The sequence below is a fragment of the Algoriphagus sp. AGSA1 genome (assembly GCF_021390545.1).
Classification (GTDB): domain Bacteria; phylum Bacteroidota; class Bacteroidia; order Cytophagales; family Cyclobacteriaceae; genus Algoriphagus.
The window spans coordinates 98868-113918 of the sequence record NZ_JAJUWR010000018.1 but is presented as its reverse complement, the minus strand read 5'-3'; the positions used below and the strand labels follow the sequence as shown (position 1 = coordinate 113918).

Annotated in this window: 11 protein-coding genes; 7 read left to right on the top strand and 4 right to left on the bottom strand. The window is 41.2% G+C overall.

Translation table 11 applies throughout. The features are described from left to right. The first annotated feature begins 339 nt into the window (after positions 1–339). The gene (locus LZF95_RS15605) at positions 340–1440 is read left to right on the top strand and encodes an ATP-binding protein (RefSeq protein WP_233756031.1); all 1101 of its coding nucleotides are present in this window, start codon (positions 340–342) and stop codon (positions 1438–1440) included. 89 nt (positions 1441–1529) lie between these two features. Here the strand turns inward: LZF95_RS15605 and LZF95_RS15600 are convergent, their stop codons facing one another. Genes LZF95_RS15600 through LZF95_RS15590 form a run of 3 tightly spaced genes read right to left on the bottom strand, consistent with a single transcriptional unit; the run spans position 1530 to position 3170 of the window. Further along, entirely contained in the window at positions 1530–2357 is an 828-nt protein-coding gene (locus LZF95_RS15600) for a mechanosensitive ion channel (protein ID WP_233756030.1), read from the bottom strand. Further along, the gene (locus tag LZF95_RS15595; RefSeq protein ID WP_233756029.1) at positions 2350–2583 is read right to left on the bottom strand and encodes a hypothetical protein; all 234 of its coding nucleotides are present in this window, start codon (positions 2581–2583) and stop codon (positions 2350–2352) included. Before LZF95_RS15595 ends, LZF95_RS15600 begins: the two co-directional genes overlap by 8 nt. Then, complete coding sequence (locus LZF95_RS15590) at positions 2580–3170, bottom strand: RNA polymerase sigma factor (RefSeq protein ID WP_233756028.1); 591 nt, start codon at positions 3168–3170, stop codon at positions 2580–2582. Before LZF95_RS15590 ends, LZF95_RS15595 begins: the two co-directional genes overlap by 4 nt. Before the next feature lie 307 nt (positions 3171–3477). Here LZF95_RS15590 and LZF95_RS15585 point away from each other — a divergent pair, with 307 nt between their 5' ends. From LZF95_RS15585 to LZF95_RS15565, 5 genes are all read left to right on the top strand, one after another. Next, a complete protein-coding gene (locus LZF95_RS15585) occupies positions 3478–4416 on the top strand; it encodes a DUF4625 domain-containing protein (RefSeq protein WP_233756027.1) in 939 nt (312 codons plus the stop codon). Between the two features lie 25 nt (positions 4417–4441). Next, positions 4442–5488 (top strand): succinylglutamate desuccinylase/aspartoacylase family protein, encoded by a 1047-nt coding sequence (locus LZF95_RS15580; RefSeq protein ID WP_233756026.1) that lies wholly within the window; start codon positions 4442–4444, stop codon positions 5486–5488. Between the two features lie 169 nt (positions 5489–5657). Beyond that, a complete protein-coding gene (locus LZF95_RS15575) occupies positions 5658–8822 on the top strand; it encodes a PAS domain-containing protein (RefSeq protein WP_233756025.1) in 3165 nt (1054 codons plus the stop codon). Next, complete coding sequence (locus LZF95_RS15570) at positions 8797–9168, top strand: response regulator (protein ID WP_233756024.1); 372 nt, start codon at positions 8797–8799, stop codon at positions 9166–9168. Before LZF95_RS15575 ends, LZF95_RS15570 begins: the two co-directional genes overlap by 26 nt. Before the next feature lie 258 nt (positions 9169–9426). Continuing rightward, complete coding sequence (locus tag LZF95_RS15565; RefSeq protein WP_233756023.1) at positions 9427–13488, top strand: hybrid sensor histidine kinase/response regulator transcription factor; 4062 nt, start codon at positions 9427–9429, stop codon at positions 13486–13488. A gap of 68 nt (positions 13489–13556) precedes the next feature. Here LZF95_RS15565 and LZF95_RS15560 read toward each other — a convergent pair whose 3' ends face one another. Next, entirely contained in the window at positions 13557–13721 is a 165-nt protein-coding gene (locus LZF95_RS15560; RefSeq protein WP_233756022.1) for a hypothetical protein, read from the bottom strand. A 105-nt stretch (positions 13722–13826) separates the two neighbouring features. On the opposite strand from LZF95_RS15560, the gene LZF95_RS15555 reads away from it, so the two are divergent. Next, entirely contained in the window at positions 13827–14831 is a 1005-nt protein-coding gene (locus LZF95_RS15555) for a glycoside hydrolase family 5 protein (protein WP_233756021.1), read from the top strand. Positions 14832–15051 lie beyond the last annotated feature (220 nt).

Genomic DNA, 15051 nt, shown 5'->3' with positions numbered 1-15051 from the left:
CCCTTGGCTGATCCGGAAAAGAATTCTGGCCTCAAGGGTTTTTGAAAGAAGAGAATAGGGGAAGAGAAGAGCTGATGGCAGCAGGGGTCGCAAATGTTCGTAGAAGCGTGTTTAATGATGGTTTTAATGGTTTTAATCGTGTCCATTTCAAATGAGTAAAAAAATATAAGAGGGAGCGTGACTTTTCTGATCTTTTTGTTTCAAACCTATAGAGCCTGGTTAGCTTAAGCCAGCTAGTAATGAAGTTTTGTCTCGGGGAATAGGGCTATGCTCTTCAGCTACAGCGGCTTTCACTTTAATTCTTTTTACCAACTGTTCGTTTCAACTTATATCACTACAATGATTACAAGCCAAAGTCTTAACAGGTATGATGAATTATCCCATGAGATAAGGAATTCTTTGAATATCGTCATCAATAGTTCTGAGTTGTTAAAGGTCGGTGATCCAGAGGATCAGGGGGATTTGGTTGATATTATTAATAATTCCGCCAAACATCTGAAGAATCTAATGGATAGCTATCTATTTGACAGAAAGAAGGAATACAACGCCGTAGAGAAAGCTTCTGAATTCGATATACAAGGAGCGCTAAAAGATTTAGCCTCCCAATATGCCATTCTCTGTAAGGGCAATGGACTTTCTTTTGTCATGGAAACAGATTCACGCATACCTCCTTTGGTGGTGGGATCTGTCACCAAGTTAACCCAGGTGTTGAACAACCTCATTTCCAATGCAGTGAAGTTTACAGAGTCTGGCACGGTAAAACTATCAGTTTACCTGCAAAAGTTTGTTGAAGGAACCATTAAAGTACACTTTGCTGTTAAGGATTCTGGATGTGGGATCAGCTCTGAGGACCAGGATAGGCTTTTCAATAACTTTGTACAAGTCTCCGGAACTGATTCTGGCAAAGGAGGGGCTGGTATAGGTTTGGCTATTACCCGGAAACTTCTCCATAGTATGGCCAGTGACATCTATCTCAGTAGTAAAAAGGGATTAGGCTCTATATTTTCTTTTAGTCTTCAATTCGAAGTAAGATCTAGTTACTTGCCCAAATTTGACAGAGTCCCTAGGAATATCATAGGAAACAAGGTTCTGGTGGTAGATGAGTTTATTATCAATAGGCTAGTCATCCGAAAGCAGTTAGATGAATTGACTGTTCACTGTGATACGGCGGAAAGTCTGGACCGGGCAATTGACTTACTTAGGATCAATAATTACTCTATCATCCTATTAGATGCAAATCTACCTATACAGGAAGGTCTGTCGCCAGGTGAGCTGATCAGGAAGGAGTTCCCATCCAGTAAAATAATAGTAGTATCCAGTGGGCAAAAACAGGAATCAGAGTTGATTCCTTTGGGGATATTTTCCCTTTTACCCAAACCGTTTACACTTCATGAACTCAGGGAAGCATTGAATTTCGAACTTTGCAGAGAAGGTTGTTAACTCTGTCTAATGAGGGTGCTGGAAAACGCCAGCAAATATTAAAATCTATGATTTTGAATAATTGGCCAATTTTTCATGTCAACGGTTTTTCAGTCCCTATCTACGATACTGACCCTTGCATCAATCAAGTCTCTGATAGGAATAACCAGTTTATCGTTCTGCCTTTGAAGTACCACATTGATATTGTCCATCTTAATGATTTTTCCTCGTATGGTATCAAATTCGATCACTTGTCCCACGTTGAAATTTTTCTTGAAGTAAAAGCCAAATAGGATTCTTTTGACGATTTCCACGGAGCCCAATCCAACTGCCAGTGTGATACACAGGAGAATTGCGCCCAGGAGAATAGACAGATTATTGGTGATAATACTGGTATCTATTCCTATCAGTTCGGTAGCTATAAGCAAGACGACAAACAGAATAATATATCCTGCGATGGTTGAGATCAATTTTGCCCCGGTCAGTCCGAAAGAGTTAAACACAGTAAAAATCAGATTCCTGGCCGCTCCGGATATATTGAAACCTAAGAATATCAGAGCTACCGCTATAACGACTCTGGGAAGAAAATTCAGGAGTTTGGCCAGTTCTTGGGACAGTACCGGCAATCCCAGTATCTCAGAACCCAGTACTACAAAAATCAGTAGCAAGGTCATTTTGGTGAAAACAAGAATTATGGAAGTGGGGCGCAGCCTAAACTTCCAGGTTTCTATCCCCGGAAATTTTTTCTGAAAGAAATGATCCAGTCTAATGGAATTTAGGATTCTGCTTACCAGCCACACGAAGAATTTGTAAAACAGCCAGGCAAGCAGCAAAAATAAAACAAAGCCTATGAGACTAGGTAAAAATGCCAGCATTTGATGAAACAAATTCTCGAACACCCCATAACTGGCTTGCATATTCTGCACTATATCATTCATTGTTTTGGTCGTTTATATTTTTTTTGTTTTCAGGGCTCTTTTTTCCTTCCCTTTGAGTGTCTTGGCCTTCGGTAAAGATAGTTTTGAATACGCTGGGATTTTTGATCAGGAACAGATCAGCCAGATCAATTGTCAGATTGATTAGGTTTATGTCTTTCATAACCCTGCCCTTGATCAGTTCAGGTAATTTTTCGTGCTCCAATATGTCTTTGAATGGATTCTTCACTGTTCCAAATTATTGTATTTATCCAATACCTTTTTCTTGGCTCGGTTTATTCTCATTTTTACGGCTGACTCCCCAAGTTGGAGAGAGTCGGCTATTTCTTTGACTGAGAAATCATCCTGATATTTCATCAGTAACAGTAGCTTGTCATTTGGATCGATTTGGTCAAGTGCAACTTTTAGTTTTTCGGATTTCAAAGCAAGAATTTCATCGTCTTTTATGTCTTCTACTTCTAGCTGCTCATTTAGTACCTGCTCTTTTTCCTGCTTTACCTTATGTTTTCGATTGAGATGGTTCAGACAGAAATTGTAAGTAAAGCTGTACAGCCAGGTAGAGAATGTGGAACGTCCTTCATATGTACTTAGTTTATAATAAAGTTTAATGAACAGATCATGGGTCAGATCCTGAGCTTCTGCTTTTATAGGAATGAACCTGAGACATCTATTATATATCTTGTCAGCATATCGGTCATAAAGAATCCCGTAATACGTGGATTCCCTTGTCTTGAGTATTTTATGCACCAACTCTTCGTCTGACATGGAAGACGCCCGCTGTAGCTCTTGCTTATCATGTCCAGAAGAAAATCTCATTTGATACTGTTGTCTCTGATTGGTTTTACAGAATTACGTGGTTTGGTCAATGTTTGACACAGCTTAAACACAAAGGTCACTTATTTTATTGTTTTTTCGAGTTCGATTATGGATACCAATCGATGTGCGGCACTCTCATGCAGATTATCCCCAGTTGTAGCCTTTCAGATAAATTCCAGGAACACTCTTGCAACTGGATTGCAAATGTGATCAGATCTCTTTTACTTGCAACATAATTGCAATAAGGTCTGCTGTAATAAATCAACTGTCAATGCAACCATCTTGAACTAAACTGAAAATTGAAATCATGAAATCCAGCTTTCGTCTTGTAACGGCTCTTTTTTTATCACTACTTCTACTAATCACAAGCTCCTGTGAGGATAATCCAGACCCTTTATTGCCATCGCCCAGCATTGACAATCTGGAGATAGGTTCCGGTAATAATCATTTAGCGGTAATAGGCCGTGATTTTCACCTGAATGCAGATATTGTTGCGGGGGACAAAATAGATGTGGTACAGGTGAAGATTGAGCAGTTAGCTGATGAGACTTACGCAGGCGATTGGAGTTTTGAATTGACTTGGGATAAGTTTAAAGGTATAAAAAACACCAATGTGCATGAACACTTTGATATTCCCGAAGATGCCTTGGAAGGGAGATACAATTTTTTCTTTATAGTCACTGATGAGAACGGGACAATTCTGGAAGAAAAGGCAGAAATCCAGCTTGTTCATCCTTCCAACCTCACAGTAGATCCCATTTTATATATTTGGATGATTACCACAGACCAAGGTGATTTTCACTTTGTCAATGAGACTCTTGAAAACCCCGAAAACGTGGATTTTTCCAAGGGAGAAATACTTGCTTCGGATGTCACAATCAATAATGTGAAAGGAGACGGGAAATTATACCTTCTTCTCATCAGAAAAGACCAGGATCATCTTCCGGAATCTGTAGATGCCATCGATTTCTCTAAAGTAATAGTATATGACTACTTTGAACATGAAAATGAAGAGGATGTGGTCTCATTTGGCAACGTAATCTATGATGGGGAGGGGGGATATGTACGCCCAGCTCCCGAGTTTGAAATCGGGGCCGTGCTTGATAACAACGTCCCTGCGTCGGATTTGACATCCGGAGACAACGGCTGGAAGTCAGGTGAATATTACTTCGGGGTAGTCTATACCAATTCTACCTCCAACATCAGCTTACAACATTATTTCGAGCTGAATGTGTCAGGGTTTTAATACTATAAATAAACCAATAAAGTCTTTGCCCGGCTACTACGTCAAAATAATCTTAATAGGCTATGTGGGAATTACGCTGTTGTTCTTGGCCAATATTTCTTATGGACAAGTTTCTTCACTTTTGACTGGTACATCTGGGCAGATACAAAACAGATATGCGGATCTCGGAGACGGTGATTCCATTGCTGTCAGTATGATCAAGGGTGTGGAGCCGGGACCGGTATTTACCATCCTTGCCGGCATTCACGGATTTGAGTATCCTCCGATTCTCGCAGTTCAGAGAATACTGAAGACTATTGACCCTCAGAAGTTGAAAGGGAGTCTTATTGTAATTCCTCTGGCAAGTGAGTCTTCCTTTTTCGGTCGTTCGGTCTTTATACATCCCAAAGACGGCAAAAACCTAAACAGGGTATTTCCCGGTAACGAAGAGGGCTCAGCAACTGAGAGAATAGCAGCTTTTTTAAGCCGGGAGATCATTCCCATCTCAGATGTTTTTCTGGACATCCATGGGGGAGATGCCGGTGAAGATCTCCTGCCTTTTGTCTGTTACTATGAGCGAAAGGATGCCCTTGTCCAGCTGAAAATGGCAAGGAAACTTACGATTGCCGCTGGATTTGAGTACAATGTGGTTTACCCTTATACTTTAAAATCCAATCAACCCTCAGAATATGCCTTTAAGGAGGCTGTGCAGCAAGGGAAGACAGCCCTGAGTATAGAAGCCGGGAAACTGGGGTCAGCAGATGTAGCTGATATAGACTTGATAGAAAAAGGAATCCGGAATATGCTTATAGAAATGCAAATGATCTCCGGATCCATCCATACCGCTGTGGATCAAAAATGGATTTTCGGTCCTGACTATTTAAAAGTCCCAATATCGGGCCTTTTTTATAGCGATATCAAAGCTGGGGATCAGGTCTCCAAAGGTCAGCTTCTTGGTCATATTACCAATGTATTTGGTGAAGTACTACAGGAAATCCACTCCGAATACGAAGGTATTATACTATATAAAATAGGAACCCCTCCTGTCAACGCAGGAGAAACCATGTTTTGTATTGGCAGGATTATAGAATAAGCCCCTAGTATAGAAATCTGGAAATCAGCCTTTAAGAATTATCCGAAAAGTACCCTGTACCATTGTTTTAACAGTGGTAGAATAGAATTTCAAAAAGGAGTTTCCATATGATATACGCTTTTCGGTGATTTTACTTGTTTGAGTGCTGCCGAAATACTAAATAGTATGAATGTCCCAGACCCAACCTACTGTTCTTACTATTGAGTCAAAAAACTTGATTCTTGATCTGGCACCCGTTCCTATGTGGATTTATGATCTGGATACTTATGCTTTTCTGGCTGTAAACCAGGAGGCAGTAAGGCACTATGGCTTTTCTGAATCTGAATTTTTACAAATGACTATAAAAGATATCAGGTCAGCAGAGGATGTTCCTATTGTGGAGAAAGCTGTGAAAGCTACACGGGTAAGGCAAAGCACCTTTAAAGACAATGGGCTTTTTCGCCATCAGAAGAAAGATGGCAGTGTAATCCATGTTCATATAAAAAGTAACCTGATATCATATCAGGGGAAGAATGCGGAAATTGTGACGGCCATTGATCTGACTGAACGCTTCATCCAGGAAAAAAAAGTAGAGGAACAAAAACAGTTTTTAGCCATAATCGGGTCTATTAATGCGATTTTTCTAAAATCTGAGAGTTGGTCATTGGCTTTGGAAGAGTGTTTGAAAACGCTCGGGGATTTCCTGGGAGTAAATAGAATCTGCTTTTATGATGAATTGAAGTCAAATCTGTTAGGTTATCCAAAAGTCAGTTGGTGTACAAGTGACTATACCAGCTCTTCATCTGATTCTTCGACTCAGGAGTTGCTTTTTTCTGAGTTTCCCCATTTTATGGAATCCATACAAGCTGGGGACTCTGTCCAGATTAAAGTCTCGGATTTACCTGCTTCCCAAGCAAAGGATCTTTTAAAGAGTCAAAATATCAAAAACATACTAGGACTTCCATTGATCATCAATCAAGAGCTTGTGGGTATCCTCAACATAGAAGACTCTAAAAAAGATCGGATCTGGCAGGAAAATGAAACCCAGGTTTTGCAAACACTTGTGTCCAATTTGGCCCATGTGGTAAATCAGGCCCAGATCCTGCAGATCTTGGCAGACAATGAAGCAAAATTTCGTTCATTAGTACAAAATGGGAATGACTTGATTGCTATAATTGACTCTGAGGGAAATTACAACTATGTGGCTCCAACCTCAATGAAAGTACTTGGGATACCACCAGAGGAGTTTATAGGGAAAAATGCCTTTCAGTACATCCATAAGGATGATGTGGAGCGAATACTGAAGAACCTGGAGCAGATGGAGACTCAGAAATCGGTATCCGTTGCTCCATACAGATTTCAAGATGCCGCCAAAAACTGGCGATGGATCCAAACAGACCTTACCAATCATCTTTCGGATCCTGTGATAGCTGGTATTGTAGCCAATACACGGGAAGTGACAGTGGAAGTGGAAAAGAGGATGGCTGAACAGTTGTTGTCATCACTCACCAAAGCAATCGGCCAGCCAGGTTCTTTAGCAGCTTGTCTTTCAGATGCGATGAATAAATTAGCAGAAGGCTGTGATTTCACCCTCGCAGAGATGTGGTGGGTTTCGGAAGATAAGTCCCGTCTGGACTTATTTGCCATATCAGAGAATGTAGATCTTCTGGAGCAATTTTTTCAAGAAAGCCATCATATTCATAGTTTCAAGAAAAGGGAGGGCTTACCCGGAATGGTTTGGGAACATAAGAAAATCCAGATTATGGAAGACCTATGCACAAATCCCCTCTTTTTGAGAAACAGGGCAATAAGAGGAGCTAAACTTAATACTGCAATAGGTTTTCCTGTGCTTTATAATGAGGAATTCCTGGGCTGCATAGTTTGTTTTTCTCCGAGATCAAAAAAAGAGCTGTTGCCTCAGGTCAAATTACTCAGCGAATTAGGAGTTCAGCTAGGAGCTGTAATGAAGCAGAAAATGACGGAGGAGCAGTACCATAACTTCTTTAATATTTCACCCGACCCTCATGGGCTTTTAGGGTTCGATGGTTATCTGAAGAAGGTAAACAATGCTTTTGTGAAAGTATTAGGATATGATAAAAGAGAATTATTGAGCAAACCTGTCTTTCAATTCTTATTGGAAGATGAAATCCCTAGGGCAAACAAGCGGCTGAAAGAACTTATAAAAGGTGCAGCTACAAATTCTTTTGAAGCAAAGTTTTTAACAAAAGAGGGAAAGGTAAAATGGTTGGTTTGGAAAGGCACAGTCATCAAGGAATCAAAGATTATTATTGCGGTAGCCAAAGATATCACCGAACAAAAAGAAGTGGAAATCAAGCTAAGTGCTTCCAATGAGAAGCTAAGAAGAGCTCAGAAAATCGCAAAGCTTGGCTATTGGTACAGAGACTTTACTACCGATGTAACAGAATGGAGTGAGGAAACGTACCAAATCTACGGTTATGAGCCCGACTCATTTATTCCTTCTATGGAGAATGTTAAATTATCCTTTCATCCCGACGACAGACATCTGCTAGAAGCAGATCCTAATGAGCATTTAGAACCTGACCAGGTCAGAAGCTTTGAACACCGGATTATCACGGCTACAAATAAGATAAAATGGGTGCATCAGGAGATTCGAATGCTTATGGATGAAAACGACCTCCCCTATAGAATAGAAGGTACCATCCAAGATATTACAGAGAGAAAGGAAAATGAACTTCAACTTGCGATAAGCAATGAGCGGTTTCAGTTAGCGATAAAGGCCAGCAATGAAATGATCTGGGAGATTGATCACCAAAAGCAGACGATCTATCGCGGGGCCGGCTATAGCAGGCTGGTAAACTACAAGGCAAATGAGCCTTTTACTAGAAGGAATTCCTGGTGCAGAAACCTCCCTTCCAGTGAAATGGATAGGATTTGGACCTCTCTTCTGAAGGCTTTGGCTGATAAAAATGAGACATTTTGGTCTGCTGAGTATATGGTTAATACGGAAGAAGGAGGCATCGCTTATTTTGTCGATCGATGCTTCATCCTCAGAGACGAGAAGGGAAGACCCCTTAGATCAGTTGGGTCTGTGTTGGACGTGACAGCATCACGTCAGCAGCTTGAACGGATCAAGGATCAAAACCAGAAACTCAGGGAAATAGCATGGCTCCAGTCCCATGTAATCAGGGCTCCGCTGACCCGAATTATGAGTCTGATCTACCTGCTGAAAGAGCATGAAGGAGGAGGCAAATCCCTTGATGAAATTATTGATCTGATTTCTGCTTCGGCAGAGGAACTGGATCAGGTGATCCTTGATATAGTAAATAAAACCGAAGCAGTGAAAGAAGATGATAAAACAGATATTACTAATTGATGATGATCCTGTTATCAACTTCATCCATACGAAGCTATTACGGAAGAAATTCCCAGATATCCCGTTGCTGACTTTTACAAATGGACAAGCCGGACTTATGCATATAAAAACCAACCTAGCTGACTCCTACGTTATTTTTCTTGATTTGAATATGCCTAAAATGAATGGTTGGGAATTTTTGAAGGCAATTTCATCAGAAGCCAATGAAGTGGATCTTAAGGTGCATATCGTGACTTCATCTATCAATCCTGAAGATAAAATGCAAGCAGAAAATTATGAACATGTGCTATCCTATATTGTAAAACCTTTAAAAGATAAAGACCTGGAACATATTACCCTAGTGTAATTCTTATATACTTTCAAATATTGCTATGCAGCTTTTCTGGAGTTAGTTTAGTCTCCCCGCTTCCCAATAGAAAAGTAGAATTTTGCTCAATGAAAGCCAAGAAGTACTTAAAGGATACCTCTGTTTTTTTTAGAAAAGTGAATCACTCTCTGGGAAAATCAGAAGAAAGAATCAAGAAGTTTCCCATAATACTCATAATTTGGTGCCCCTAGATTGATGTGTATGAAAGGATATGTGATTTGCGGTATAATTAGCCTAATGTTGATCTGTTCGGGCAGCGTGCGCAGCCAGGATAAAACAAATAAACTTGTCTTTAGAAATCTGGACGAAAGTCTTGGGTTATCCAACTCCAATATCCTGAGTATGGTCAGGGATTCAGATGGGATGATGTGGTACGGCACTGCCTATGGACTTTATAGATACGATGGTACGCGAACAAAGATTTTTTTGAACACCAAGGATTCCACTTCCATATCGCACAACAACATCCATAAAATTTTTGTAGGCCCCGGAGATAAATTATGGGTGAAAAATGTAAATGGGATTTTTGATATATATGATCCCGAAAATGAGCGCTTTGTAAGGGCTTCCTCCGTATATTCCTCTGTCTATCAACTCGCATCAGAATCATTGGGGATGATTCTTAAAGACCGCCAAAACAGATTTTGGTTTACACATCCTTCCAATGGGATCAGTATTTACTATGAAGATTCCGGCCAAACCGTACATGTGCAAAAGAAAAAAGAAAAGGGCGGTCTTTCCTCTAATCAAGTAGCTTCTGTTGCTGAAGCTCCTGATGGTTTGATCTGGGTTGTCCATAGTTCAGGAATCATAGATCTATTGGATCCAAACCATCTTATAGTCACTCAGACATTACGGCTTCCGAAAGATGAAATCCCTGCATTGGCTTCCTATGAAATTTTAATCGATTCTGATGGGGACGCCTGGATATTTGATCCAGATCGGGATTTAGGTGTTTTCTATGTAGATGGTTTTGACCATAAAATTGAAGGAAATAAGGAAAATAGTGGGACTTATCGGCTCAATAACAATATGGTGAAAACCATTATCGAGGCTAAAAAGGGGCAGATTTGGTTAGGTACAGATCACGGGGGGATCAATATAATTTCTAAATCTACCAAAACAATCAAATTCCTGACTGGAGAAAGCACCCAGGATAATTCCATGCCCCATAATGTGGTTTACTCCCTATACAAGGATAATGAGGATATCATTTGGGTAGGGACCCATAAAAAAGGGGTAGCTTATTACCATCAGGGGCTATTGAGGTTTTCACACGTCAACAAGAATTTTGCTGATCCCAATTCTCTCCCTTTTAATGATGTAAATGCTTTCGCTGAGGATAGTCTGGGGAACCTGTACATAGGCACTAATGGGGGAGGTCTGTACTATCACAACAGAAAATCCAACACCTATAAGGAATATAAGCACAACCCAGATGATGATACAAGTCTTACAGGAGATGTAATCGTTGATCTTATGATTGATCACAAGGGAGTTCTTTGGATAGGTACTTACCTGAATGGCCTCGGAAGTTTTGATGGCAAGGAATTTACAAACTACAGTTACCTGCCTGAAAATGATTCAGGTATTCCGGGGCCTAGTATTTGGAAACTTTTTGAAGACAGTACAGGTAAGATCTGGATAGGGACTTTACGCTCAGGAATATCGATATTGGATAAGGAAAGAAAAGAGTTTCACAACTATCCTGCAGGTAGTGAGCCTTTTTTTATCAATAACCAGTACATCACCGGTTTTGCAGAAGACAAGGAGGGGAATATCTGGGTTTCAGGAGGCAGTGGCCTGAATATGCTGAATTACCGGACAAAGGCAAATGCATTTTATTCAGAAACTGAGGGCAGGGGGCTGATCGATTCCAATATTAGTGATCTTTATGTGGATTCAGAAGGGATACTCTGGGTCACGACTTTGAGTGGGCTGTTTTACCTTAATACCTCTGATACAACTTTTATTCATTTTGGTAAAGCTGAAGGCCTTCCCACAGATTACCTGGTAGATTTGGTGGAAGATGAGGAAAAAAACCTCTGGATCAGCTCTCAGACGGGATTAAGCTATGCCCAGATTAACAGAAGACAAAAGCCATTCAGCATCACTTTTCAGAATTTTGACCAGAAAGATGGTCTTCAGGCAGCTTTATTCAATAAAAATGCCGCACTGAAAACAACTGAAGACGAATTTATCTTTGGTGGACCAAACGGATATAACATTTTTAAATCCGAAAATTTTGCGTTTGAACGGAACAACCCCTCCGTGGTTTTTACCGATTTCCAGCTTTTCAATGAAGAGGTCAAAGTAGGAGACAAGCTGGGGAACAGGGTTCTGTTACCAAAAGCCTTGGATAAAATGGATCAGCTAGTCTTAAAACATGATGAGAATATTTTCTCGATTGGCTTTAGTGCGCTGAATTTTCTTTACCCCGAAAAAAACAAGTACAGGTATAAGCTGAGCGGGTTCAATGATGAATGGATTTATCTGAACGACGATCTGGCGAAGGTTACCTTTACTAATTTGGATCCCGGCACTTATACGCTGGTGGTTCAGCCGGGCACTGTATTGGATGGGTGGAGCCCTTATGAATATAAGTTGGACATCAAGATTCTGGCCCCTTTTTGGAAAACCCCGATCGCATATTTTCTGTATAGTATGGCTATTTTGGCCATTATTTTCTATTTCAGAAACCAGATGCTCACCAGGCAGCGGGAGAAATTTGACCGGGAACAGGCGATGCGGGAAGCTAAGCGGGTTCAGGAACTGGATCGGTTGAAAACAAAGTTTTTCACGAATCTCAGTCACGAATTCAGAACTCCTTTGTCTTTAATTTTGACCCCTACGGAACATTTAATGGCGGGCACTCAGAGCCAGGGATTACTCAGCCAGTATAAAATTATACAGAGAAATGCACGACGCTTGCTCAAGTTGATCAATCAACTGCTGGATGTGAAAAACCTGGAAGGCGGAGGGGTTACCTTTCACCCGTCAGAAGGAGATGTGGTTCAGTTTGTAAAGGAATGTGTGGCTGATTTCTATGAGTTGTCTGAGAACAAGCACATCCACCTGAACTTTGAAACCAATACGCATGGACAGCAGGCGATATTTGATCCGGACAAGCTGGAGAAGATCATTTTCAACTTGCTTTCCAACGCCTTCAAATTTACCCAAGAGGATGGAGCCATCACGGTGACGCTGGAATTGCTACATGAAAATGAGGAAAGCGGTACATTGATCCTCTCCGTTTCGGACACAGGTGTAGGTATAGATAAAGAGGATCAGGAAAAGATCTTTGAACGGTTCTATACAACAGAAGGGCATAAGCAGCAACTTAACCAAGGTAGTGGGATTGGTTTGTCACTGGTCCAGGATTTTGCCCGGGTCATGAATGGGGACATCAAGGTAGAAAGTGAGCCGGGTATGGGTTCTGTATTTACCTTAACGATACCTCTGGGACTTATCATTTCAGATCAATGGGACGAGTATGGAGAGGATGCAGGGTTCGAAGGAGGAAATCTCAAAGATGTCATTCTTATCGCTGAGGATCATGTGGAGTTTAGAAATTACCTGAAAGATTGTCTATCTGAAACCTATCAGGTCATCACCGCAAGCAACGGAGCACAAGGATGGGAACTGGCACTGCAACATATACCTGATCTGATCATCTCTGATCTGATGATGCCCCAGATGGATGGTATGGAGTTTTGCCAGAAAGTGAAAGGGGAAATCAAGACATCCCATATACCTGTGATCCTACTCACTGCGAAGAAGTCAGAAGAAGTGATGGTCCAGAGCTTGGATAGTCGGTGTAATCTGTACTTGACCAAGCCCTTTAATCTTGAGGTCTTGCAACTCAGCATCAAGAATCTACTCCGTGAGCGCAATCTGATCCAAGAACAAAACCGTGAGAAAATCCAGATAAACGCATCAGAAGTAAAGGTGACTTCCTTAGATGATCAGCTTATCCAAAAAGCGGTAGCACTGGTGGAAAAATATATTGAAGACCCCCAGCTCTCGGTAGAATTCCTGAGTAAGGAGCTCGGCATGAGCAGGGTTCACTTGTATAAAAAACTTCAATCCATCACAGGTAAAAGCCCAATAGAATTTATTAGGCTGATCCGCCTGAAACGGGCTTCCCAATTGTTGGCCAAAAGCCAACTGAATATCTCCGAGATAGCCTATATGGTAGGTTATAACAATGCGAAGTATTTCGCTAAGCAGTTCAAAGCGGAATTCTCCATGCTTCCATCTGAGTATGCGGCGCAGCATCAGGCACTGGCTGGGGAATGATTTTTAAGACTCTCCACTTTTCCTCATAGCTGATAGGGTGCTTTAGCGACTTGTGATATCCAATTATGCTACAAGATGGTTTTTATTGATATCCGCTTTTCTACCAGTAAAACAATAAAAGCATCATAGGATTCGGAAAGCATTTGACTCAAGGCCGCTTCGGCCTCCTGTCTTCCATCCAGTAAAACAAAGAGAATATGGCTATTGGCATCATTGCAGATAATCACATTCATTTTTTTTGACTACTTAACTATTCCTACCCTAATCGGAAACAATTGTTACCCATGTATTCTGCTGGATGGACTTAAAATTGGAGGTTCAATTAATATAACCCATTGATGAGAAAACTTCTGATTATGGCAGGATTGATTTTTTCCTCCTGCTCTGAGGCTAATGTTCCAGATCCAATTGCAAATCCACCTGTCCCTACTCCTGAACCTGATCCTGTGGGTGAAGTCAGGTACTATGGGCAACTAGAGGTAAATGATGGTAAGTTGACTGATGCGGAAGGAGGCGCTGTGATGCTTCGGGGAGTGAGTTTTGGTTGGCACAATTGGTGGCCAAGGTTTTACAATGCTCCCGCTGTTAGCTGGCTTAAAGATGACTGGAATGCAAATTTGGTCAGGGCTGCAATGGGAGTGGATCCGGCTGGTGCCTATCTGGAAAACCCTGAATTTGCCATAAGTAAAATCAAAGCAGTGGTCGATGCCGCTATAGCTGAGGACATGTATGTCATCATAGATTGGCATAGTCATGACCTATATCCTGAGGAAGCCAAGGCTTTTTTCATAGAGATGGCACAGACCTACGGTGAGCACCCTCATGTGATCTATGAACTATTCAATGAGCCGGACTATGAAACCTGGGAGGAAGTGAAAGCATACAGCGAGGATATCATAAGCGAGATCAGAAAGTATGACCCTGACAATCTGATTTTGGTAGGTTCGCCTACCTGGAGTCAGGATATTCATCTGGTGGCTGAGAATCCTATTCTCGGAGAGGAAAACATCATGTATGTCCTTCATTTCTATGCCGCCACCCATAAGGACTATCTGCGCGAAAGGGCAGAAAAAGCATACCAAGCCGGCTTGCCTCTTTTTGTGACTGAGTGTGCAGGAATGGAATCCTCGGGAGATGGCCCTATTGATCAGGTTTCCTGGAATGCATGGCTTGATTGGATGGAACTCAGAAAAATATCCTGGGCGGCATGGTCTATTGCCGACAAGGACGAGACTTGCTCTATGCTTTTACCCGATGCTTCGTCTGAGGGAGACTGGGGAGATCCACATATCAAGCCTTGGGGTGCAATGGTAAAAAATGCTTTGAATAACAATCTTGAATAGGGAAGTATGCATCAGCCAAATAAAACATTCCCTACAAATCCGGATTTTTAACCTTTATCAATTGAATTTGTATTTCACAAAACACTGGTTTACATCATATTAACTCTTGGTTAACATTTGTTACCCTTATTATAAACATTTGGATACCCTACGGCCATAATAGTAAAACTACATTTATTCGGATCAAAGCTGTAAACCCAAAAACCTGGTCCTATTCTTT